The 21,584-nt window shown below is 64.6% G+C and carries 19 protein-coding genes; 11 read left to right on the forward strand and 8 right to left on the reverse strand.

Annotated features, from left to right (window positions below; translation table 11 throughout):
- Positions 1-25 precede the first annotated feature (25 nt).
- The 3 genes from rpmI to D8Z78_RS03555 all read left to right on the forward strand — a co-directional run bounded on the left by rpmI (position 26) and on the right by D8Z78_RS03555 (position 3,435).
- Positions 26-226 carry a 50S ribosomal protein L35 gene (gene rpmI / locus D8Z78_RS03545; RefSeq protein WP_005855129.1) on the forward strand — a complete coding sequence of 67 codons (201 nt, stop codon included), beginning with the start codon at positions 26-28 and terminating at the stop codon, positions 224-226.
- Between the two features lie 14 nt (positions 227-240).
- Positions 241-606 carry a 50S ribosomal protein L20 gene (rplT, locus tag D8Z78_RS03550; protein ID WP_121629092.1) on the forward strand — a complete coding sequence of 122 codons (366 nt, stop codon included), beginning with the start codon at positions 241-243 and terminating at the stop codon, positions 604-606.
- A gap of 387 nt (positions 607-993) precedes the next feature.
- Positions 994-3,435, forward strand: coding sequence for a Hint domain-containing protein (locus D8Z78_RS03555; RefSeq protein WP_121629091.1), 2,442 nt, complete (start codon positions 994-996; stop codon positions 3,433-3,435).
- On the opposite strand, the gene D8Z78_RS03560 is transcribed toward D8Z78_RS03555, so the two are convergent.
- The 4 genes from D8Z78_RS03560 to D8Z78_RS03575 all read right to left on the reverse strand — a co-directional run bounded on the left by D8Z78_RS03560 (position 3,387) and on the right by D8Z78_RS03575 (position 7,001).
- On the reverse strand, positions 3,387-4,664 hold the full coding sequence (locus D8Z78_RS03560; protein ID WP_121629090.1) for a TRAP transporter large permease: 1,278 nt from the start codon (positions 4,662-4,664) through the stop codon (positions 3,387-3,389). The two genes, D8Z78_RS03555 and D8Z78_RS03560, sit on opposite strands and share 49 nt — an antisense overlap.
- A gap of 3 nt (positions 4,665-4,667) precedes the next feature.
- Positions 4,668-5,171, reverse strand: coding sequence for a TRAP transporter small permease (locus D8Z78_RS03565; RefSeq protein ID WP_121629089.1), 504 nt, complete (start codon positions 5,169-5,171; stop codon positions 4,668-4,670).
- A 104-nt stretch (positions 5,172-5,275) separates the two neighbouring features.
- Complete coding sequence (locus D8Z78_RS03570; RefSeq protein ID WP_121629088.1) at positions 5,276-6,247, reverse strand: TRAP transporter substrate-binding protein; 972 nt, start codon at positions 6,245-6,247, stop codon at positions 5,276-5,278.
- 1 nt (position 6,248) lies between these two features.
- A complete protein-coding gene (locus tag D8Z78_RS03575) occupies positions 6,249-7,001 on the reverse strand; it encodes a GntR family transcriptional regulator (RefSeq protein ID WP_240671975.1) in 753 nt (250 codons plus the stop codon).
- Between the two features lie 78 nt (positions 7,002-7,079).
- On the opposite strand from D8Z78_RS03575, the gene uxuA reads away from it, so the two are divergent.
- From uxuA to D8Z78_RS03600, 5 genes are all read left to right on the forward strand, one after another.
- Entirely contained in the window at positions 7,080-8,288 is a 1,209-nt protein-coding gene (gene uxuA / locus D8Z78_RS03580) for a mannonate dehydratase (RefSeq protein WP_121629086.1), read from the forward strand.
- Positions 8,285-9,745 carry a mannitol dehydrogenase family protein gene (locus tag D8Z78_RS03585; RefSeq protein WP_121629085.1) on the forward strand — a complete coding sequence of 487 codons (1,461 nt, stop codon included), beginning with the start codon at positions 8,285-8,287 and terminating at the stop codon, positions 9,743-9,745. The genes uxuA and D8Z78_RS03585 overlap by 4 nt, the downstream gene beginning before the upstream one ends.
- A gap of 259 nt (positions 9,746-10,004) precedes the next feature.
- Positions 10,005-11,039 (forward strand): ABC transporter substrate-binding protein, encoded by a 1,035-nt coding sequence (locus D8Z78_RS03590; RefSeq protein WP_164932869.1) that lies wholly within the window; start codon positions 10,005-10,007, stop codon positions 11,037-11,039.
- A gap of 93 nt (positions 11,040-11,132) precedes the next feature.
- Positions 11,133-11,888: an ABC transporter ATP-binding protein gene (locus tag D8Z78_RS03595; protein ID WP_206169623.1), complete on the forward strand. Its 756-nt coding sequence runs from the start codon at positions 11,133-11,135 to the stop codon at positions 11,886-11,888.
- Complete coding sequence (locus D8Z78_RS03600; protein ID WP_121629083.1) at positions 11,885-12,904, forward strand: ABC transporter permease; 1,020 nt, start codon at positions 11,885-11,887, stop codon at positions 12,902-12,904. The genes D8Z78_RS03595 and D8Z78_RS03600 overlap by 4 nt, the downstream gene beginning before the upstream one ends.
- A 119-nt stretch (positions 12,905-13,023) precedes the next feature.
- Here the strand turns inward: D8Z78_RS03600 and D8Z78_RS03605 are convergent, their stop codons facing one another.
- Positions 13,024-14,199 (reverse strand): MFS transporter, encoded by a 1,176-nt coding sequence (locus tag D8Z78_RS03605; RefSeq protein WP_121629285.1) that lies wholly within the window; start codon positions 14,197-14,199, stop codon positions 13,024-13,026.
- Positions 14,199-14,612, reverse strand: coding sequence for a nuclear transport factor 2 family protein (locus D8Z78_RS03610; RefSeq protein ID WP_121629082.1), 414 nt, complete (start codon positions 14,610-14,612; stop codon positions 14,199-14,201). The genes D8Z78_RS03605 and D8Z78_RS03610 overlap by 1 nt, the downstream gene beginning before the upstream one ends.
- 184 nt (positions 14,613-14,796) lie before the next feature.
- Between D8Z78_RS03610 and D8Z78_RS03615 the strand changes: the two genes are divergently transcribed.
- Entirely contained in the window at positions 14,797-15,621 is an 825-nt protein-coding gene (locus tag D8Z78_RS03615) for a LuxR C-terminal-related transcriptional regulator (protein ID WP_240671976.1), read from the forward strand.
- 69 nt (positions 15,622-15,690) lie between these two features.
- Here D8Z78_RS03615 and torT read toward each other — a convergent pair whose 3' ends face one another.
- Positions 15,691-16,746, reverse strand: coding sequence for a TMAO reductase system periplasmic protein TorT (torT, locus tag D8Z78_RS03620; RefSeq protein ID WP_121629080.1), 1,056 nt, complete (start codon positions 16,744-16,746; stop codon positions 15,691-15,693).
- A gap of 74 nt (positions 16,747-16,820) precedes the next feature.
- On the opposite strand from torT, the gene D8Z78_RS03625 reads away from it, so the two are divergent.
- Positions 16,821-19,751, forward strand: a complete 2,931-nt coding sequence (locus D8Z78_RS03625; RefSeq protein WP_240671977.1) for a response regulator — start codon at positions 16,821-16,823, stop codon at positions 19,749-19,751.
- On the opposite strand, the gene D8Z78_RS03630 is transcribed toward D8Z78_RS03625, so the two are convergent.
- Positions 19,732-20,424 carry a response regulator gene (locus D8Z78_RS03630; protein ID WP_121629079.1) on the reverse strand — a complete coding sequence of 231 codons (693 nt, stop codon included), beginning with the start codon at positions 20,422-20,424 and terminating at the stop codon, positions 19,732-19,734. The two genes, D8Z78_RS03625 and D8Z78_RS03630, sit on opposite strands and share 20 nt — an antisense overlap.
- Positions 20,425-20,628: 204 nt before the next feature.
- On the opposite strand from D8Z78_RS03630, the gene D8Z78_RS03635 reads away from it, so the two are divergent.
- Positions 20,629-21,561: an ABC transporter substrate-binding protein gene (locus tag D8Z78_RS03635; protein WP_240671978.1), complete on the forward strand. Its 933-nt coding sequence runs from the start codon at positions 20,629-20,631 to the stop codon at positions 21,559-21,561.
- Positions 21,562-21,584: the final 23 nt, after the last annotated feature.

The following is a 21,584-nucleotide window of genomic DNA, read 5'->3' on the forward strand; positions in this document are numbered from 1 at the left end:
AGTCGCGCTTCTAAAGGAGATCGAAATGCCCAAGATGAAGACGAAATCGTCCGCCAAGAAGCGCTTCAAAGTCAGCGCCACCGGCAAAGTGATCGCAGGTCAGGCTGGCAAGCGCCACGGCATGATCAAGCGCCACAAGAAATTCATCCGCGACGCACGCGGCACCACCACGCTGTCCGCCCCTGACGCCAAGATCGTCAAGGGCTACATGCCCTACGACCGCTAAGAGGAGATACAGATATGTCCCGAGTCAAAGGCGGAACCGTCACCCACGCGCGTCACAAGAAGGTCATCAAGGCAGCCAAGGGCTACTATGGCCGTCGCAAGAACACCTTCAAGGTGGCCGCACAGGCCGTCGACAAGGCCAACCAGTACGCAACCCGCGACCGCAAGAACCGCAAGCGCAACTTCCGCGCGCTGTGGATCCAGCGGATCAACGCGGCTGTTCGTGCGCATGACGAATCGCTGACCTATTCGCGCTTCATCAACGGCCTGAACCTGGCCGGTATCGAAGTCGACCGTAAGGTTCTGGCCGATCTCGCCGTGCACGAGCCCGAGGCCTTCGCTGCCATCGTCGATCAGGCGAAAGGCGCGCTGCCCGCATAAGGCAACCGCAACACAGCATTTTCGAAAGGGCGTCCCGCGGGGCGCCCTTTTGCGTGCGTGGCGGCTGTTGCACGGCGGAACCGGGGCCGTCCTGTCACGCCGCGCGGCACCCTTGGGCCGCGTATGTGTGGGATTAGAGATAGATATCACAATCCCGCCACATGTTTTCCCATTCCGGCCCAACGTGAGTCGCTAAGCAGCAGGTTCAGGCTTTGGGGCCATGATCCGGTGCGTGGGGCGGATGAGACGTGGGGGCGGATGCCTTCTGTCAGCGAAACCTTGCAACGCGGCAGCGGGTCGGGGCGCGGCGCCTGTGGACCGCAACCACCGAAGGCCCAGTCGCAGGGCAATCGGTTCTGTACCAGTGCAAGTTGAAGATACCGAGCGATGACCACCTATGTCGTAACACTCTCGAATTGGAACTCGGCGGCCTTCTGGTCGGGTCTGAACGAGTCCGCGGCGGGGCATACGCTCGACTTCTCCGGACTGACGGCAGCTTTCACCGTCGATTTCGACGTCGATCTGGGAACGATCACCCTGTCCGACGGGGCGACCAGCTTTGTGGTGGCCGATGGCGGGTCGGGCGAAGCACGGGATGCGACGCTCGGCGGGTCCACTCTGCTGAGCTATTTCGACGTGGTGCTGGGGGCGGCCGGGAACGATACGCTGGATGGGTCCTCTGCCAATGACAGCCTTCTTGGCGGTGACGGCAACGACGTCGTCGACGGCGGCGCGGGCGACGACACCATCGAAGGGGGCACCGGTCCTGACACACTCAGCGGCGGTGACGGTGCCGACACGCTCGACGGCGGCATCGGCAACGATTTCCTGCAGGGTGGGGCAGGGGCCGACTCGATCCTTGGCGGTGGGGGCAACGACGCCGTTTCGGCCGACGGGCTCTGGCTCGATCCGGCGGACTATACCTCGGGGCCAAGCGTCACGGCGGCGACCCTGACCATAACCAACGACGCTGACGGCCCGATCGAGCTGTGGTGGGTCAATACCAGCGGCACGTTGGTCTATTACGACACCATCGCGGCGGGCGGCAGCTATGTGCAGCCGACGTATCTGGGCCATAACTGGATTCTGCGCGCCGAAGATGGTTATTACCTGCAGGTGATCGAGGTCACGTCCACGGCCCAGACTGCCACCTGGGGCACCGGCAGCCAGAACGACACCATCGACGGTGGCGCGGGTGACGACAGCATTCAGGGCGGGTACGGCGCTGACAGCGTCCTTGGCGGCGACGGTAATGACACGCTCGCCGGGTATTACGGCAACGACTCGCTGGATGGCGGGGCGGGCAACGACTCGCTGATCGGGGGGGCTGGCAACGACACGCTGTGGGGCCATGTCGGCGACGATACCCTGCTGGGTGGCAGTGACATGGACACGTTCCTTGTCACCGACGACAACGATGGCGACACCATCGTGGGCGGCGAAGCCGGGGTCGACTGGGACCAGATCGTCTTTGCCAACTTCGCCACGGCGCAGGGGGTCGATGTCACCTTCATCGGCGATGAATCCGGCACCTATGACTTCATCGACCCGGGCGCCACCGCGCTGGGCGCCTTCTCGGAAGTCGAACAGATCGTCGGGTCGATCCATGCCGATACCATCGACGCCAGCGCCGCGACCTCGCAAAAGTCCCTATACGGCAACGATGGCAATGACTCGATCCTTGGCGGTTCGGGCGGCGATTACATCGAAGGCGGCGCGGGCGACGACTATATCGAGAGTGGGTCCGGCGACGACCTGATCGCTGGCGGCACCGGTGACGATGTGTTCGTCTATGCGGCGGGCGATGGCAACGACACGATCACTGATTTCAACACCGGCACCAGCGGCACGATCAGCGACGGCACCTCCGCCAACAACGATTTCATCGACCTGTCGGCGTTCTACGATGACATCTGGGAACTGCGCGCGGATCAGGCCGACGACGGTGTTCTGAACCAGTCCAACGAAGGCGTGGACGGTGTCACCTATGCCGACAATACCAGCTTTGCCGGCGGGTCCCTGACACTGACCGGGGCCACACCGGACGCGGCCTTTTTCACCGTGGAAAACACCGCCGTCGCCTGTTTCGCGGCTGGCACGCGGCTCAGGACGCCCAAGCGCCGCGTCCGTGTCGAAGACCTGAAGAGCGGCGATATGGTGCTGACCGCCGATCATGGTCCGTCGCGCATCCTCTTCGTCAGTTGTTCGGACCATGTCTGGTCGCGTGCGCCACATAAGGACAAGCCGATCCTGATCACGCGGGGCGCGCTGGGCCGGAACCTGCCCGCGCGCGACCTGCGGGTCTCGCCCAATCACCGTATCCTTCTGCGTATGCCCGGAACGGACAGAGAGACGCTGGTTCCGGCAAAGGCGCTGGTGACTCTGCCCGGCGTGCGCCAGAAGCATGGCTGCCGCCGGGTGCGCTACTACCACGTGGTCCTGACGCACCACGCCATCCTCGACGCTGAATGCATCGCCGCCGAAAGCTTCTTTCCCGGTCCGGTGGCCTTGCAAGGTCTCGACGGCGCGGCGTGCGGGCTCTTGTCCCGCTACATGACGCGGGTCGCGGGCGTGTCCGGTTTCAAACCGGCGCGCAACATGAGCACGGTCAAGCAGGCCGAACGCGACCTTGCCCACGGCGCGCAAGTGGTGAAGTTCAAGGCGGACGGCATCCGAGGGTCAAAGGATCGGACCGGCAGGCACGGGCGCGGCACCGCCGACCTCGGCCAGCGTGGCCCCGGTTTGCCAAGCCTTTCCCGGGCCTCTGACGCCTCGGCGCCTTACTTCGCCAAGAGGGACGGCAACCATGTAGCCAGCGCGGGGATGTAGGAAACCAAGAGCAGCACCGCGATATTGGTCAGCAGGAAGGGCAGGATGGCGATCACCACCGGCATCAGCGGCAGCCGCGCGATGCCCGCGCAGACGAACAGGCAGACGCCGACCGGCGGCGTGGTGAGGCCGATCATCAGGTTCAGCACCGCGAAGGTGGCGAAATGCAGCGGGTCGATGCCCACGGCCTGCGCCAAGGACAAGAGCGGCACGAAGAGGATGATCAGCGCGGCGATCGTCTCCATGAACATGCCGACGAACAGCAGCAGCAGGTTGATCAGAAGGATCACGAGGAATTTGTTGTCGGTGATCTGCAGCACGCCATCGGCGATGGCCTGCGGGATGCGCTCCGACACCAGAATCCAGCCAAAGACATTGGCAAAGCCGACCAGCGCAAGGATGCCCGCCGCCGACGTGGCGCTTTGGACGACGATACCGGGCAGTTTGCGCACCGGCAGCTCGCGATAGATGAAGGCCCCGACGATGAAGGCATAGACGCTGGCGACCACCGCCGTCTCGGTCGGCGTGGCAAGCCCGGACAGCAGCCCGTAGATGATCAGGAAGGTCATCGCCAAGGCCCAGAACGCGCCAGCAAAGCTGCGCGCGACCTCGCCCAACCCCTGCCATTCTTGGCGGGGGAAATTGCGCCGGGCCGAGATGATATAGGCCGTGACCATCATGGCGACGCCCATCAGGATGCCCGGTATCGCCCCGGCGAGGAACATCTGCCCGACGGATATCCCCGACAGCGCGCCGACGATGATCATCGGAACGGAGGGCGGAATGATCGGCCCGACGGTGGAACTGGCGGCGGTGACGGCGGCGGAGAAATCCGCCGGGTAGCCCGCCTTCTTCATGCCGGGGATCATCACGCCGCCGATGCTGGCCGCATCGGCCACGGCGGTGCCGGTGATGCCCCCGAACAGCATCGAGGCGGCGATATTGGTCAAACCCAGACCGCCCTTGATCCAGCCGACCAAGGCATTGGCAAAGCGGATGATGCGCCCGGTGATGCCACCTTGGTTCATCAGGTTCCCGGCAAGGATGAAACCGGGGATCGACAGCAGGACAAAGACATCCATGCCCGCATACATCTTTTGCGGCATGACGACCGGCGGGATGCCCGCCAGCAGCAGGTAGGCCAGCGAGGCCAACCCAAGCGTCACCGCCACCGGCACGCCCATGACCAGCCCGCCCACGAAGACGGAAAACAGAACGACGACATCCATGGCTCAGTCCTCTTCGGGCTTGATCGGTTTGCCGTCCTCGGTGCCGGTCAGCATGCCCAGCACGCGCAGCCCCGCAAAGACAGCCAGCAAGAACAGCAACAGCCAGACGGTGAAATGGATGAAATCCATCCGCACGCCCAAGGCAGGCGAGGTCTGCATCTTGCCAATCGACACGTAGCGCCACGCATGCGGCAGCAGGTAGACAGCCAGCCCGCAGGTTGCGATGGCCGAGATCAGCCGCAGCAGCCAAGGCAGCCGCCCCGGCAGGAATTCACAGACCACGTCGACATTGACCAGATCGCCGGACCGAAACGCCAGCCCGGCGCCAAAAGCGACGCTGAACAGCAGCGCGTAACGGGTCAGCTCCTCGGTCCAGACGGGGGCAAAGCCGGTGGTCCGCCCCGTCACCTGAATCAGCACCGCGACGATCAGCACGGCAAAGGACAGCCCCGTGCCCCATTGGGCAATGCGGGTCAGGACGTGGATGATCGTGTCGGCGATGCGCATGAAAACCTCGGGGGAAAAGCAACCCGTCCCGGGCGCAGACCCGGGACCTCCGGCGGGAGTTTACCAGAGGTCCCGGGTCAAGCCCGGGACGGGTGTCAGCCAGATCAGTTCGAGAACAGGCCTTCGACGATCGGCTTGATCTCGTCGTTGACATTGGCCAGCACGGCGTCCTTCGCGGCGGCCTGGAAGGCGGCGGCATCGACCTCGACGAAGGTCATGCCCTTTTCTTCGAGGAAGGCGCGGTCGGCGGCGAGGCTTTCGTTGAACAGTTCACGCTCATAGGCCTGCGCGCGGGCGGCGGCTTCCATGACGGCGGCCTGATCGTCCTCGGACAGCTTGTTCCAGGTGGATTCCGCGATGGTCAGGTAGATCCACGACCGCACGTGATCCGTCAGGTTGACGTGGCTTTGCACCTCGTAGAACGAGGCCGAGCGGATCAGCGCCAGCGGGTTTTCCTGTGCCTCGATGGTGCCGTTCTGAAGCGAGGTGAACACCTCGGAGAAGGCCATCGGGCCGGGATTGGCGCCGAGTGCCTTCCACACATCCACGAAGAGCGGCACGTTCGGCACGCGCATCTTCAGGCCGTTCAGATCGGCGGGCGAGGTGATCGGGCGGTTCGAGGTCAGGTCACGCGCGCCACGGGCGAAATAGGCGATCGGGCGGATCTGCACCTTTTCGATGATCTGGTCCTTGATCTGCTGGCCCACATCGCCGCTGGCAAAGGCGTCCATGTCCTCGATGGTCTTGAACGCATAGGGAACGGCCAGCAGGGCGGCCTTGGGCGCCCAGTTCTGCAAGCTTTCACCGGTGATGGTCATGTCGACCGTGCCCAGCTGCATGCCGTTGATCAGGTCGATTTCCTTGCCAAGGCTTTCATTCGGGAAGACCTCGACGGCAATGCGGCCATCGGTCAGCGCCGAGAGTTCCTCGCCGAATTTCACCGAAGCGAGGTGCCACGGGTTTTCCTCGTTGGCGAGGTGGCCCAGCTTCAGGGTCATTTCCTGAGCAAAGGCCGAACCGGCCAGCAGCGACATGGCCGTTGCCGCGGCTGCCGCGAATTTCCATTTGAACGTCATGTTAGGTCTCCTCCTTGATGGGTGCGTTGACCGGCTCGGGAATTTCCCCGTCCGGAAGGTCGAAAAAGTCCGGGTTGGCGGCGCGGATCTGCGGTAGGTCCGACAGGACCTCGCGCAGGTGGGTGCGTATGGCGGTATTCGCGCCGGGGCGGTCCCCCGCCTCGATCCGATCCACCACCGCGGCATGCTGGTCGATCAGCTTGGCCAGCGGGAATTGGCCCAGCGACAGGAACCGCACGCGGTCCATCTGCGATTTCAGCCCCTCGATCAGCCGCCACGTTCCACGCTTGCCCGCCGCATCCGCCAGCGTCCGGTGAAAGCGTTCGTCCAGCTCGATGAAGTCCTTGCTGTCGACCACCGCCGCTTGTTGCGCGATCTGCCGTCGCAGATCGCCGATCAGACCGGCATCGGGCGCGCTGGCGAGGATCGCCACCATATCCGCCTCGATCGCCTCGCGCAGGAACCGCGCGTCGAGCACGGCGGTATAGCTGATCTTGGTGATGATCGTGCCCCGCTGCGGCAGGATGGCGAGCAACCCTTCGCCCGCCAGCTTGATGAACGCCTCGCGCACCGGTTGGCGGCTGACATCGCAGGCCCGCGCGATTTCGCTTTCGGAAATGCGGTCGCCGGGGGCGAACCGGTTGCGGATTATGGCGTCGCGCAGGCGCAGGTAAAGCTGCGGCGCAATGGCGCTGCCCGGGTCCAGATCGCTGGAAATGATCCCATAGGCCGTCATGATTCGCAGTCCTCCCATCAGCGGAATACCATACTTCCATACTAGTCAGCAATCGCGATGACTGGTACAACTAGGCCGACGACTCGGGAGGACATCATGAAACAGACTTGGCGGTGGTTCGGACCCAAGGACCTCGTGTCCATCGACGACACGTTGCAGGCGGGCGTTCAGGGGATCGTCTCGGCGCTGCATCACGTGCCGACCGGCGCGGTCTGGACGCCCGAGGAGATCGCGCAACGCCAGCGCGAGATCGCCACGATGAAGGATGGCAGCCCGTCCGGCATCGCGTGGGACGTGGTCGAAAGCCTGCCGGTGTCCGAAGACATCAAGAAGCAGCGCGGCGACTGGCGCACCCATATCGAGAGCTACAAAACCAGCCTGCGCAATCTGGCCGAGGCGGGGATCGAGGTGATCTGCTACAACTTCATGCCGGTGCTCGACTGGACCCGCACCGATCTGGCGTGGCGGCGGCCCAACGGCGCGACCTGCATGCGCTTCGACCTGACGGATTTCGCCGCCTTCGACCTGTTCATCCTGCAACGCCCCGGTGCCGAGGATGACTTTGACGATGCCCTGCGCACCGCTGCGCGCGATCGCTTCGATGGCATGTCCGAGGCCCGCCGCACCGAACTGGCCAAGAATGTCGTCTTCGGTCTGCCCGGCGCGGCTGAAAGCTTCAGCCTCGACGATGTCCGCCAGCATATCGCCGAATACGACAAGATCGACGAGGACCGCCTGCGCGCCCACCTGATCGATTTCCTCACCGAAGTCACCCCGGTGGCCGAGGAACTGGGCCTGCGCCTGTGCTGTCATCCCGACGATCCGCCCGTGCCCTTGCTGGGCCTGCCGCGCATCATGTCGACCGAAGCGCATTACGCGGCGGTCATGAACGCCGTCGACAGCCCCGCCAATGGCATCACGCTATGCTCCGGCTCGCTTGGCGCGCGGCCGGACAACGACCTGCCCGGCATCATGGATCGCTGGGGCGCGCGCGTGCATTTCCTGCACCTGCGCAATGTGAAACGCGAAACCGGCGATATCCGGGGCTCCTTCTTCGAGGATGAGCACCTGACCGGCGATACCGACATGGTGGCGCTGGTTGCCGCCGCCCTGCGCGAGGAAAACCGCCGCAAGGCCGAGGGCCGCGCCGACTGGTCGATCCCCTTCCGCCCCGACCACGGGCAGGACATCCTTGACGATCTGGGGCGCAAGGCGCAGCCGGGCTACCCGTCGATTGGCCGTCTCAAGGGGCTGGCCGAGTTGCGTGGCGTCATTGCCGGGTTGCAACACGCGGCAGCACAATGACCCGTCTGTCATCGCTCGACACACTTCCGGACACGGTCCGGCAACCAGCCTATGACCCCGCCGCGCACGGCACGGGCATCGTGCATATCGGCCTTGGCGCGTTTCACAAGGCGCATCAGGCGGTCTATACCGACGACGCGCTGGCGGTCTCTGGCGGCGATTGGCGCATTGCCGGTGTCAGCCTGCGCTCGACCGAGCCAGCAAGGGAATTGACCCCACAAAATGGGTTGTATTCGGTGATCGAACGCAGTGCGACGGGCACGCAGGCGCGGATCATCGCCAGCCTTGCCGAGGCGCTCTGCCTGCAGACGGACCGCGCGGCCGTGCTGGTGGCCCTGACGGCGCCGCAAACGCACATCGTCTCGATCACAGTCACGGAAAAGGGCTACGGCCTCGACCGGGCAACCGGCGGGTGCGATCCAAACCACGCCGCGATCCGGGCCGACCTTTCTGATCCCGCCAACCCGCAGGGGCTGGCTGGCCTGCTCGTCTGGGCGCTTGGGCAGCGCCGCAGCAGGGGGCTGCCGCCGTTTACGGTCCTGTCCTGCGACAACCTTCCGGAAAACGGCAAGTTGACCCGCAATCTGCTGATCGATTTCGCCCGTCATACGGCTCCTGATCTGGTCGACCATATCACGCATGACGTCGCGTTCCCGGCGACCATGGTCGACCGCATCACACCGGCACGCGGCCCTGCGACACTGACGCTGGCCCAAGAACTGACCGGCCACGAGGATGCCGCCGCCATCGAATGCGAAGCCTTTCGCCAATGGGTGATCGAGGATCATTTCCCCACCGGACGTCCCGCGTGGGAGGCCGGCGGCGCCATTTTCGTGCCGGACGTTTCCCCCTACGAAGCGATGAAGCTTCGGATGCTGAATGGCAGTCATTCCATGCTGGCCTATGCCGGGTTCCTGTCCGGCCACAAATACGTGCGCGACGTCATGGCCGATCCTGATCTGGCGGTGCTGGTCCGACGCTATCTCGCGGCCGCGTCCGCGACGCTCGATCCGTTGGAGGGCGTCGATTTCGACGCCTATGCCGACGATCTGGCCGAACGGTTCCGCAATCCGCATCTCGGTCACGAGACCTATCAAATCGCGATGGATGGTTCGGAAAAGATGCCGCAGCGCGTCTTTGCCCCAGCGCTGGAGGCGCTGCACCGTGGTCAATCGCTGGCGCCCTTCGCCTTTGCGACGGCGGCTTGGATTCGCTACACCTTTGGCCGGACCGATGATGGCACGACCTACGCCCTGCGCGATCCGCGCGAGGCGGCCTTGCAGTCGGCCAGCGCGTCGCAGGAGGCTGCGACAGCCCTGGCCGGTGTCCTTGGCTTGCCCGGCCTGTGCCCGGCGGAATTGCGCATGAACGACGCGTGGCTGTCGTCGGTCGAGGGCTTTCTCTCGCAGATGATCGAGACTGGCGTCGCCGCGACGGTGCGGGATTTCGCGGGCTGAACGGTGCCCCTCATGCCGCGCGGGCATGACAAGCCGTCTGAATGACCGTATTCGTGTTGACGGATCGCCGCGACCTCGGGTTTGGTTCTGCAAGACCGTCTGCGTTTTGCGGTCCTGTGCCAGTATCTGCATGTCTGCGCGGGCGGCCCGAATGTCGAGGTATCGCCAAATGCATGCATGGGGCGCCGCGACGGCGTATCGCGGACGGACGAAAAATCCTGCCCCGAGGAGAGGGTCAGGTTCGCAAGGGAGAGAGAAAATGTTCAACACGTTGAAGAGCTTCGTGCGCGGCAGCGCATTGGTTCTGGCGGGCCTGACCGCTGGCGCCGCGCAAGCGCAGGAGGCGGCCATGGCGCCGCTCGATCCGCCGCAGGACGTCAAGGTCGCCTATGTGCCGATCATGAAATTCGCCACCATGTATGTGGCCGAGCATCGCGGCCTGTTCGACAAATACGGCCTGAACGTCGATCTGGAACGGGTGAAATCCGGCACCGAGGCGATCGCCTTTCTGACCCAAGGCTCGGTCGATGTAGGGGGCATCGCCATCGTCACCTCGCTGTGGTCCGGCTGGAACAAGGGGCTGGATATCCGCGTCATCGCCCCCGGCGCGCTGGAGCCGATGGAAAACAGCCCGACGAAGCTGCTGGTGCGCAAGACGCTGGCCGATGAGGGCACCGTCAAATCCGTGGCCGACCTGAACGGGCGGCGCGTGGCGGTGGCCGGTGGTCCCGGCTCGGGTGGGGAATACCTGCTGGCCAAGGCGCTGGAGCGCGGCGACCTGACCATCCGCGACATCGAGGCGATGAACGTCGCCAATCCCGACATGCCTTTGTCGTTCGAGAATGGCGCGGTCGATGCTGCCATCGCGGGCTCGCCCTTTGCCGACCAGATCCTTGCGGCGGGCAATGCGACCGTGCTGGAAACCGACCTGACGCCGGGTCTGATGACCGTGGCCTTTGTCGGCTCGGGCAAGCTGGTGAATGACCGCCCCGAGGTGGCCGAACGCTTTGTCCTGGCGCTGACAGAGGCCGCTGCGCTGATGCAAGGCGATAACTACCTCGCGCCCGAAAACATCGAAGCCTACATGACCTACACCAACTCGACCGAAGAGGCGCTGCGCAGTGGGCGTCCGGTGATCTACGACCCCGAGATGAAGATCCCGGTGGCCGGTCTGGCCGATATCGAAAAGACCCACCGCGAAAACGGTCGGACGGAATATACCGATCCGCTCGACCTGTCGAACGTGATCGACGAACGCTTTACCCAAAGCGCCCGCAAGGCCTTGGGCAAGTAAACCCGTCGGGGGCGCCACCCTGCGCCCCCTTTTCCCGGACAGCGAGGTAGGACAGCCGTGGCCCCATCGGACCCGAAGATTTCCGCACGCAATGTGACCAAGGTCTACCAGACGGCCTCGGGTCCGATGACGGCGGTGGACGATTTCTCGTTGGATGTGGCCGAGGGCGAATTCCTTGCCATCGTCGGGCCATCGGGCTGCGGCAAGTCGACCTTTCTGCGGATGCTGGCGGGGCTGGAGGATATCTCCTCCGGGCAATTGACCATCCGCCCCGGGGCCGATCCGTCGACCCCTTTGAACAGTGTCGTGTTTCAGGAATACGCGATCTTCCCGTGGAAGACGGTGATCCAGAACGTCGCCTTTGGCCTTCAGATGCGCGGCGTGTCGGAACGCGCGCGGATGGACGTGGCGCGCGGCTGGCTGGACCGCGTGGGGCTGGCGAAATTCGCCGACCATTACCCGCACCAGATTTCCGGCGGGATGAAGCAGCGCGTCAGCATCGTGCGCGCGCTGGCCAACGACCCCGAGGTGCTCTTGATGGACGAACCGCTGGGCGCGCTCGACGCGCAGACCCGCGTCGTCCTGCAAGAGGAACTGCTGCGCATCTGGGAGGAAACCCGCAAGACCGTCGTCTATATCACCCATTCGCTGGACGAGGCGGTGCTGCTGGGCGACCGTGTCGTGCTGATGAGCGCGCAGCCGGGCCGCATTCTGGACGTCTACCAGATCGACCTCGACCGCCCGCGCAGCATCGACACCATGAACCTGCCCGCCTTTGCCGAGTACCGCGCGGCGATCTGGGACAGGCTCAGCGCCGAAGTCACCCGCGCGATGGAGATGCAGCCATGACCCAAGACCGCCGCGCCATTCTTGGCTTCCTTCTGGCGGGTGTCGCTTTGCATGTCGGCTTGGCCCTGACCGGGCTTTGGTATGCGTGGGCCTGGCCCGCCATCGGGGCCAGCTTTGTCCTGCTGATCCTGATCTGCGAGCGCATCGGGCGACATGTCCCCGTCCGCGCCCGCAAGACCTATGAGCGCACGCTAGCGCTGGGCTTCCCGGTGCTGTTGCTGGCGGTCTGGGAACTGGCGGGCGCGTTGGAGCTGATCTCGCCCATCTGGTTCCCGCCGCCCTCGGCCATTGGCCGCGCGCTGTGGGATGTCAGCGTGAACTACGACCGGTTCTCGGAAACCAGCCTGCTGGGCCGCCCGTGGCTGATCCCGCAGGAATACGCGCAGGGCGGGTTGGCCGCCGTCGGCACGCTCTTGTCCGAAAGCCACCTTCTGGCGACCTTGGGGCGGGTGTTCGCCGGCTTCCTGCTGGGCGCGATCCCCGGCATCCTTTTGGGTGTGGTCATGGGGCTGAACCAGACCGTGCGCCTGATGCTGGATACCACGCTCGCCGCCATCTACGTCCTGCCAAAGATCGCGATTTTCCCGGTTGTCATGCTGATGTTCGCCGACCCGTTTGGCGAAGGGCCAAAGATCGTCGTCGTCGCCCTTTCCGTGTTCATCCTGATGACGATCAACACCATGACCGGCGTGCGCAATATCGACCCGGTCTACCTGATGGCTGGGCGCAATTACGGCGCAGGCCCGCTTCAGATGTTGCGCCACGTGATCCTGCCCGGCGCCATGCCGGTGATCTTTGCAGGCCTGCGCATCGCGCTGGGGACGGCGATGATCGTCATCATCTCGGTCGAGTTCCTGCGCGCCAAACAGGGCGTCGGTTACATGACCTTCTACCACTGGGAGGTGCTGGTGCCGGAAAAGATGTATGCGGGCCTCGTCGTGGTGATGATCCTTGGCGTGACACTGACGGGGCTGCTGCATTGGCTGCAAAAGCGGCTGATGCCGTGGAAGAGGTAACGCCAGCCGGGTTGGGGCAACCGAAGACCGTTTACGCCCTTAGGACCAGCGGCTCGGTCGATGCCGCCTTGGCGTTGCCGAGCGGGGGAGGGGCCTGACCCCTGCGCGATCAGCCGCCCTCATCCCGGCGTCCGTGCCGCATGGGGGAACGGCGCGGTCTTGTAATGCCGGAACGCAAGCCCAAGCGGGACGACCAAGGCGAACAGCAGGATGGCCAGCCAGATCGGCCCCCGCGCATGCCCCGTCGCATCGAGGATGGCGCCCGCGATTGGCGGCGTGACCAGCATGATCGCGTAATAGACGGTGAAGAAGACCCCCATCCCGAACGCGCGCACCTCGGCTCGCATGGCCTGACCCGCCATGGCCATGATCACGCCAGCCGGGGCCATGCCGATCAGCCCGAACAGGACGCTCGCGCCAAGACCCGCGCCTTGCACACCCAGCAGCAGCAAAGAGAGGATCGCGCCGGACATGCATATGGTCAGGACGACATTGCGCCCACCGAACCGGTCGACGATCTGCCCGCAGGCGGCGCCGGACAGGATCATCAACCAGCTTCCGATGCTGACGATGCCCGCAGCCGCGATGGTGGATTGCCCCAGCTCTTCCAGAACCTTGGGACCAAAGGACAGGTAGGTGACGTAGGCGGCGTTGAACACGCCCCACGCGGATGCGGCACACAGAACCAAGCGCCACTCCCGGCCCGTCAGCCCCGCGCCCGACCCGCCTTTTGCGGAGGACAGGGCATGTGGCGGTCTGTAGAACACGAACACCCCAAGCGCCGCGAGCAGGCAGTAGCTTGAGGCCACTTGAAACGGCACCGGCCAACCATAGGCCTGCGCAAGCCATGCGTGGCCAACTTGCCCCATCGCGATCCCGAAGGGCCATGACATGACGAGGATGCTCATGGCGGTCGCGATTTCGCGGCCTTCGAACCAGTCCGCGACCATCTTGGTGAAATAGAGCGTTGTGAACAGGAACCCGGCCCCGGCAAACACGCGACCCAGACCGATGGCCCAGCTGTCCGTCGCAACGGACGACACCAGACCGCCCAAGGCCAGCGCGCCAAGCCCGATCACGACCATGATACGATCCGAAACGAAGCGGCCCCAATATCCGGCCGGGATGGCCAGAAACAGCCCGGGGGCCATGAAAAGCCCGATCAGCACCCCGAGCCCCGCGTAGTCGAGCCCGAAGGCGACGACAAGGTCGTCCCCCACGGAGGCCACGGTCTGAAACTGGAACCCAAGTCCGATGCGGGCCAGAAACAGAAGCGCCAGCATGCGCCAGCGCATCACGCCCATCCAAGGCCACGCAGCGCGGGCACGTCGTTCCAGATCTTGGTCATGTGGCTGATCTTGTCGCCGTCGAACTGCATCACATAGGCGTAGTCCGACACGACGGACTTGCCGGTGGGCGGCACCGGCCCGCCTTCGCCGGTCTGGGTTCCGTGGAACTCGGCGGCGGCGACCGCTGTGCCATGCGCCTCGTCCATGGCAAAGGCCTTGAGCACGTAGCGCCCGTCGGGCACGGGCGTCAGCAGCCCTTTCATCCACTCGGCATAGTCCGAAAGCGTCGAGGTGTCGGAAAGCGCATCGGCTTGGCAGGAAAAGGTCGCGCCGTCCTTGCAGAAGGGCTTGCACCCGTCCCATCCCATGCCGGTTTCACAGGCTTCGAAAAAGGCGCGTGCGGTTTCAAGACGTGACATCGGGGACCTCCGTTCTGATGCTCCGGGGATCAGCTTAGGTCCGAGGCGGGCAGGCGCGGTATCCTGCAGATGCTGTAAAATGTGCCCGACCCATGCAGTATTCCGACTACAGCATTTGCAGGATTGCCTGACGCGCCGACCGTGCCCAAACTGGCGGCAGGTATTTTCCAGCGAGGCATTGCCAGTGTCAGACCATGTCGATCTCAGCCCGAGGGAATTGCAGATCGCGCAGTCCTATGCAGGTGGCGCGACCTATCAGGCGATTGCCGACGCCTTGTGCATCGCCCCCTCCACGGTGCGCACGCATCTGGCCACCATCTACCGAAAACTCGAAGTGTCCTCGAAACAGGAACTGGCCACCCATCTGGAGGGAGAGGTCGCGCAACCGCGCAACCAGTCCGAAATGAAGGCCGTGATGTCAGAACTGGCGCTGAGCCTCGAAGAGGCGATCAGCCGCGAAAAGGCGCTGATGGAGGTGTTGCGGATCATCAGCGCCGGAAAGGGCGATCTTGACGCAGTGATGCCCCTGATCCTCAGCTATGCGCTCGACCTGTGTGATGCCGAGTACGGAATCCTCTTCGAATACGGGCAGAGCGGGAAATTCCATGCAACCTTCACGCTTGGAATTCCGCCGGAATTCAAGACATGGTTCGACGATCAGGGATGGTTCACGGTCAGCCCCCGGACGGGGCTTGGTCGCATGGATGCGCAGCGCGAGGCGATCAACATCTTCGACGTGAAATCCGAGGCCATCTACAAGACCGACGATCCCTTGCGCCATGCCACGGCGGATCTGGGCGGCGCGCGGTCCTTTGTCGCCATACCGATGCTGGCGGCGGATGAACTGGTCGGGGCCTTCGCGCTTTACCGTCAAACGGTGCGGCCCTTTTCCGAGGATGCGACGCGGCTTGCCCAGATGTTCGCCGCCCAAAGCGTGATCGCCCTCGAAAACGCGCGGATGGTCAGAGCGATGCAGGCGACGTGCGCGCGGGCTGGCCATCCGCACTAGCCACGCGCGACACGCCGTCCGCTGATGCTGTCGGCGACCACCTGCAAGGCGCGGCCCGGGTTGCCCGGCCTACTCGGCCTCGCTGACGAACTTGAAAACCGGAATGAAGCTGGCCGGTGCCAGCGTTTCGGTCAGTTGCGGCCACGGGCTGGCTCCCGCTTCGACCGCCTCGATCACCGGGCCTGCATGCCGATGGACGAGCGAGCCTTCGATGGCCCTGACCGCGAACTCGATGGCCATGCGGCCCTGAAGCACCGGGAAGTCGGTCGGTGCCGCAAGGATCTTGCCACGGTAGATGCCACGGTAGACGGCGTGGGTCATGTAGTCGGACACGATCCCGACCCTGTCTTGCAGGCCACGGGTTCGCAGCAGGGACACCGCAGCCTCGGCGGCGGGGGCGGCCCCGACGATGTAATCGAGGTCGGATACCTCCTCCAGCGCCTCTTCGACCCGAAGAACCTGTATCTCGCGCCCCGTATCGCCGTATTTCGTGACGGCGATCTCGACCGCGCTGTCCGCGACGGCCTCGCGAAAGCCGCGCTCGACAAAGCGCACCCAGCCCGCGCCTTCGGGGCCGGGAAACCATGCCACCTTCACCGGTGTGCTGCCCTTGGGATGGCGCTGGGCGATATAGCGCCCGGCAACGGCGCCCATCTCGGTCCAGGATACGCCGACCTTGGCGGTTATCCCGTCATCCGCGATGTCGTTCACGGCGGCGATCACCGGGATCGACCGGGCGATCTGACGGACCGTGTCGGTCAACTCATCGAAGGCGACGGTGCCAAGGACGAGGGCGTCGGCGCCTTCGGACACGCAGTCCAGCATCTGCTGGCGCTGCCGGTCGACATTCGGATAGCCCCCCGCCTCGACGAGGCGAAACGAAACGCCAAGCCGCGCGGCCTCTTCGACCATGCCGTGATTGACGCTCAGCCAGTAGGAATCCTTCAGGTGGGGATAGGCGACGCAGATCGACCAGTTGGCGGCGGCCTTGTCGAGGGGCGTGTAGGCCACGACCTCGGAGGGGCCATCATGGTCGAAGGGCGTCTGCGGCACCTGCAATTGCCATTGCGTCCCCGCGAAAGCCGGGCAGGCGAAAACGAGGAAAGACAAGCAGAGCCAACGCATGCATATACTATAGGCGACCTTTTGGGCGATCGACAATCTCCCGGTCGTTGGGAGGGCGCGGTGGACAGGAGACCATGAAACAACCCGGATTGCGCGGCAAGCTGCTGCTGGCCTTTGTCCTGATTGCAGGGTTGCCGACCTTCGCGGGCTTGCTTGGTCTCGTGGAATTGCGCAGCCTCGCCATTCGGCAATCGGACGTGATCGGGCAGACCATCCCCGCCATGGGCGACGTGCGCGGCATTGCCGAGGAAAGCACCGGCATCGTCGCCTTGGCACCGCGGCTGGCGGAAATGGACAACCAGCGTGACCGCGAGGCCCTGTCGAGCGCGTTGCAGGCGCAGGTCGACGCGCTGTCCCGGCGCATGGCGCGTCTCGACGCGACCCGAGGCGCGGATATCGCGGCATTGAGCGCCACCGTGATCCGGGCAGAGACCACGCTGCGGAAGCTCGACCGGTTGGTGGCACGCCGCATCGCCGAAGACAGGCTGGCGCGGGACCGTGCCTCCGCCGCCCTGCACGCGGCGACGGCCTTGCTCGACATGGCCGATACGCTTGTCGCCAATGCCGAGATGGGAACGACCGCCGTGATATCCAGCCTGTATGGCGACCTGAACAGCGAACGCGGCGTCGAAGCACTGGACAAGCTGCTGGAGGTCGACCTGTTTCAGCTTGGCCTGATGTACGAACTGCGCTCGCGCACGGCGGAACTGGGCTTGCTGATCAACCGCATCGACGAGGCCGCCGACAGCGCCGAGCTTGCCGGGATGGAGGCGGCGTTTCTGCGCGAATTGTCCATCGTGTCGCGCCGGATCGACTCGATCCGCGATCCCGGTCGTCTTCAGCTGTCGCGCGGTTACCTGTCGGACCTGCAATCCATCGCCACGCCCGGGGCCAGCCTGTTCGGCCTGCAGACGAGCATACTCGAAACCCGCAGCGGGATCGAAACCCTCAAGCGGGATCTGCAGGATGCGGCGATCCGGCTGGCCGAAGAGGCGGCCGCCGTTGCCGATCAGCTTCAGACCCTCGCCGTCGAGTCCGGCACGACCGTCGCCGACCAGATGCGCAAGGCGCAATTGCGCAGCAGCGCAGCGGCCATCGCGGGCTTCTTTCTGGCGCTGGCGGTCATGTGGTTCTTTGTCCGGGGGCGCGTCACGCGTCCGCTCGACCAGCTATACGAGGACATGACCGCGCTGGCCGAAGGTCAACTGGATCGCGCGATCCGGACACGCGGCACCGACGAGATCGCGCGCATGGAGGCCGCGACGGAACTGTTCCGCAAGCAGGCCATCGCCAAGCGCGACCTCGAACGCCAGCGTGATCTGACCCAGCAGGAGCTTCTGGAACACCGCAACAACCTTGAAATGCTGGTCGCGCGGCAGACCGAGGACCTGCGGCGCGAGGCGGCGGCACATGAGGCGGCGCGGCACAAGGCCGAGAGCGCGGATCGCGCCAAGTCCGAATTCCTCGCCATGATGAGCCACGAAATCCGCACACCGATGAACGGCATGCTCGGCCTTCTGCGCGGCCTGAGCGAAGATCGCCTGACCCGCGCACAACGAACCCGGGCGCTTGCCGCGCTGGCCTCCGGTCAGAACCTGCTTCAGATCCTGAACGACATTCTCGATTTCTCGAAGCTCGAACATGGCGGCATGCAGGTCGTCGCCACATCCTTTTCGCTGCACGGCCTCGCCGAGGATGTCGTGACCCTGATCCGGCCCAACGCGGAAGCCAAATCCCTGCCGCTGCTGCTGGACCTGCCCGACACGGTCGTCGATTGCGTGTGCGGCGACGTGGCCAAGCTGCGGCAGATTCTCTTCAACCTGCTGTCGAACGCGGTGAAATTCACCGACGAGGGCGAGGTCATCCTGCGGGTTCGGGAAACCGGCCGGGGGGCGCTGCCGCACCGCGTCGTCTTCGAGATCAGCGATACGGGCAGGGGCGTCTCGCAGGAGGCCAAGACACGGATTTTCGAGGCCTTCCAGCAAGAGGATGGCGACATCGGCACGCGGTATGGCGGCACCGGGCTGGGGCTGGCCATCAGCAAACGCTTCGCGGTGGCGATCGGTGCCTCCCTGACCTTGGAAAGCACGAAAGGGGTCGGGTCGGTCTTTGGCCTCGTGGTCGATCTCGAAGAGGGCGATCCCGCCGAGATCGATCACCTGTCGCATCCCGAACCCATCGCGCGCGCCGCCGTGGCGCTGGACGTGCTGGTGGTCGAGGACAACGAGATCAACCAGATGGTGGCGCGCGGCTATCTCGAACGCATGGGGCACCGCTGCGTCTGCCTGTCGGATGCCGAAAGCGCCTTGGACCTCTTGCAGCACCAAGGTTTCGACGTGGTCCTGATGGACGTCAAGCTGCCGGGCATGAACGGGGTCGAGGCGACCCGCATCCTGCGCGCCCAAACCGACCCCCGACTGGCAGGCATCCCGATCATAGGCATCTCGGCCCATGTGCAGGAAGAGCAGGTCGCAGCCCATCTCGACGCTGGCATGAACGGCTTTGTCGCAAAGCCGATCGCGCCCGAACGTCTGGCCCGCGCGCTGGAGGCCTTGATGACAGGGCAGGAGCGCGGGGTGTTCCTGTCGCCGCGCATGGTCGCCCCGGAACGGCAGACCGTCATCTCGGTCATGCAGTCGGCCCTGCGGCGCGACGAGGCCGATCTGGGTCCCGAGGCCGCGCATCGGATCGCGCGGATGTTCGTGGACGTGATCCAGCGCGACCACCACGCGCTGGAAGCGGCGCTTGCGGCGCGCAACTGGCCCGATCTGCAGGCCATCGCGCATCGCATGAAAAGCTCGGTGGGAAACTACGAGCAGTCCGAGGCGATGGACCTGTTGGCACGGATCGAGGCCGCGGCGGCAATGGGCGACGCCGAACGGGAACAGGCCGATGCGCTGGTCCGGCGCATGGGGGCGATGGTTCGGGACATGCACACGGCGATGGCGGCGGCGCTGGACGGCGCGCCAGCCCCGGAAGCCGCCCTCAGGTCACGGTCGGCGTGAAGGCGTAGCCTTCTCCGTGGATCGTCGTGATGACCGACGGACGGACGGCATCGGCATCGAGCTTGGCGCGCAGCCGCCGCACGAGGACATCGACCGTGCGCGGGTTGGTCCCGTATTGGCGGTGCGTGATCCGTGACATCAGCGCGTCGCGCGTGGCCACCTGCCCGGAGCGGGACACGAGGTAGTAGAGAATTTCGAATTCCGCGCGCGTCAGCGGCACCGGCTCGCCGTCCTCGGTTTCGAGCCGCCGGGTCTGGATGTTGAAGCAGAAGCCATCGAAGCGATAGACCTGCTTGACCGCATGTCCGGCCTGCCCGGTGCGGTAGAGCAGGTTCTTGATCCGGGCCAGCAATTCGCGCCGGTTGAAAGGCTTGCAGACATAATCGTCGGCGCCGATCTCGAGCCCGACGATCCGGTCGACATCGTCGTTTCGCCCGGTCACGAGGATGATCCCGATATCGGATTTCGCCCGCTGCTCGCGGGTGATCCTGAGGCCGTCCTTTCCCGGAAGGTTGATATCGACCAGCATCAGGTCGATGGCCTTCTCGGCCAGCACGTGTTCGGCCTCATGCGCGCTTTCGGCTTCGGACACATCATAGCCCTGCGCCTCGAGGTAGGTGACGAGGGACGCCCGGGTGACGGCCTCGTCTTCGATGACCAAGATGTGGGACATGTGTCTACCCGAATGAAAAAGTGTTTCCTGTTAACAAATTTTAACAATCCCGCAAAGCCGGTTCACATCGTGCGGCTTACCTGTTCACATAACATACCTACGATTTCCCGGCGGGCGCCGAACTTTTCATCAGACGAGTTCCGCAAACAACCATCAGGTTGATGTCCACCAACAGGGAAAAACAGCATGCGAACAAAACTATTCATGTCGGCAGCAGCCGTCGCACTTGCATCCGTCTCGATGGCGCAGGCCGAGGACAGCTCGGACCCGATCATCATTCCGACCCATAACTGGTCCAGCCAGATCGTCATGAGCCACGTGGTCGGCCAGATCTTCGAGTCGATGGGCAATAGCGTCGAGTATGTCTCGACCGACAGCCAGGCGGTCTACGAATCCGTGCGGCTCGGCGATGTGACGCTGGAACTCGAAGTCTGGGAAGGGGCCTTTGGTCCGGCCTTCGAAGCGGCGCTGGAAAAGGGTGGCCTGCATGATGCCGGGGACCACGATGCCGTCACCCGCGAGGATTGGTGGTATCCAAGCTGGACCAAGGAGGCCTGCCCGGGTCTGCCGGCATGGGAGGCGCTGAACGACTGTGCGGCGCAGTTCGCCACCCCGGAAACCGGCGACAAGGGCCGTTTCCTCGGCGGGCCCGTTGACTGGCTCAAGCATGACCAAGAGCGCGTCGATGCGCTTGGAATGAACTTCGTCGTGGTCAATGCCGGCTCCGCCTCGGCGCTCTGGGCCGAAGTCGGCGCCGCCGAGCGCGACAAGCGGCCTGTCGTGATCTTCAACTGGACGCCGAATTTCGTCGAGGCGCTCTATCCGGGCGAATTCGTGGAATTCCCCGAATATGTCGAAGGCTGCAAGGATGATCCGGCTGTCGGGCCGAACCCGGACATGACCTATGACTGCGGGAATCCCGCCAACGGTTACCTGAAAAAGGCAGCTTGGGACGGTATGGAGGAAAAGTGGCCAGCCGCCTACGCGACCCTCAAGCGCATCAGCTTTACCAACCCGCAGATCGCCGAGATGGCGAAGCTTGTCGATATCGACGAGCTCGAACCCGAGGACGCGGCCGCCGAATGGCTGGAAACCAACGAAGCCGTCTGGAAGCCTTGGGTCGACGGCGGCGCCTGACCCCGCCCAGCTGAGCAAGACCG

Origin of the sequence: Tropicibacter alexandrii (genome assembly GCF_003667315.2) — a bacterium.
GTDB lineage: Bacteria > Pseudomonadota > Alphaproteobacteria > Rhodobacterales > Rhodobacteraceae > Tropicibacter > Tropicibacter alexandrii.

What these genes read in the sequence shown, in the direction of transcription:
- rpmI (WP_005855129.1), top strand. Translation starts at nt 26, where the DNA reads ATGCCCAAGATGAAGACGAAATCGTCCGCCAAGAAGCGCTTCAAAGTC.
- rplT (WP_121629092.1), top strand. Translation starts at nt 241, where the DNA reads ATGTCCCGAGTCAAAGGCGGAACCGTCACCCACGCGCGTCACAAGAAG.
- D8Z78_RS03555 (WP_121629091.1), top strand. Translation starts at nt 994, where the DNA reads ATGACCACCTATGTCGTAACACTCTCGAATTGGAACTCGGCGGCCTTC.
- D8Z78_RS03560 (WP_121629090.1), bottom strand. Translation starts at nt 4,664, where the DNA reads ATGGATGTCGTCGTTCTGTTTTCCGTCTTCGTGGGCGGGCTGGTCATG.
- D8Z78_RS03565 (WP_121629089.1), bottom strand. Translation starts at nt 5,171, where the DNA reads ATGCGCATCGCCGACACGATCATCCACGTCCTGACCCGCATTGCCCAA.
- D8Z78_RS03570 (WP_121629088.1), bottom strand. Translation starts at nt 6,247, where the DNA reads ATGACGTTCAAATGGAAATTCGCGGCAGCCGCGGCAACGGCCATGTCG.
- D8Z78_RS03575 (WP_240671975.1), bottom strand. Translation starts at nt 7,001, where the DNA reads ATGGGAGGACTGCGAATCATGACGGCCTATGGGATCATTTCCAGCGAT.
- uxuA (WP_121629086.1), top strand. Translation starts at nt 7,080, where the DNA reads ATGAAACAGACTTGGCGGTGGTTCGGACCCAAGGACCTCGTGTCCATC.
- D8Z78_RS03585 (WP_121629085.1), top strand. Translation starts at nt 8,285, where the DNA reads ATGACCCGTCTGTCATCGCTCGACACACTTCCGGACACGGTCCGGCAA.
- D8Z78_RS03590 (WP_164932869.1), top strand. Translation starts at nt 10,005, where the DNA reads ATGTTCAACACGTTGAAGAGCTTCGTGCGCGGCAGCGCATTGGTTCTG.
- D8Z78_RS03600 (WP_121629083.1), top strand. Translation starts at nt 11,885, where the DNA reads ATGACCCAAGACCGCCGCGCCATTCTTGGCTTCCTTCTGGCGGGTGTC.
- D8Z78_RS03605 (WP_121629285.1), bottom strand. Translation starts at nt 14,199, where the DNA reads ATGCGCTGGCGCATGCTGGCGCTTCTGTTTCTGGCCCGCATCGGACTT.
- D8Z78_RS03610 (WP_121629082.1), bottom strand. Translation starts at nt 14,612, where the DNA reads ATGTCACGTCTTGAAACCGCACGCGCCTTTTTCGAAGCCTGTGAAACC.
- torT (WP_121629080.1), bottom strand. Translation starts at nt 16,746, where the DNA reads ATGCGTTGGCTCTGCTTGTCTTTCCTCGTTTTCGCCTGCCCGGCTTTC.
- D8Z78_RS03625 (WP_240671977.1), top strand. Translation starts at nt 16,821, where the DNA reads ATGAAACAACCCGGATTGCGCGGCAAGCTGCTGCTGGCCTTTGTCCTG.
- D8Z78_RS03630 (WP_121629079.1), bottom strand. Translation starts at nt 20,424, where the DNA reads ATGTCCCACATCTTGGTCATCGAAGACGAGGCCGTCACCCGGGCGTCC.
- D8Z78_RS03635 (WP_240671978.1), top strand. Translation starts at nt 20,629, where the DNA reads ATGTCGGCAGCAGCCGTCGCACTTGCATCCGTCTCGATGGCGCAGGCC.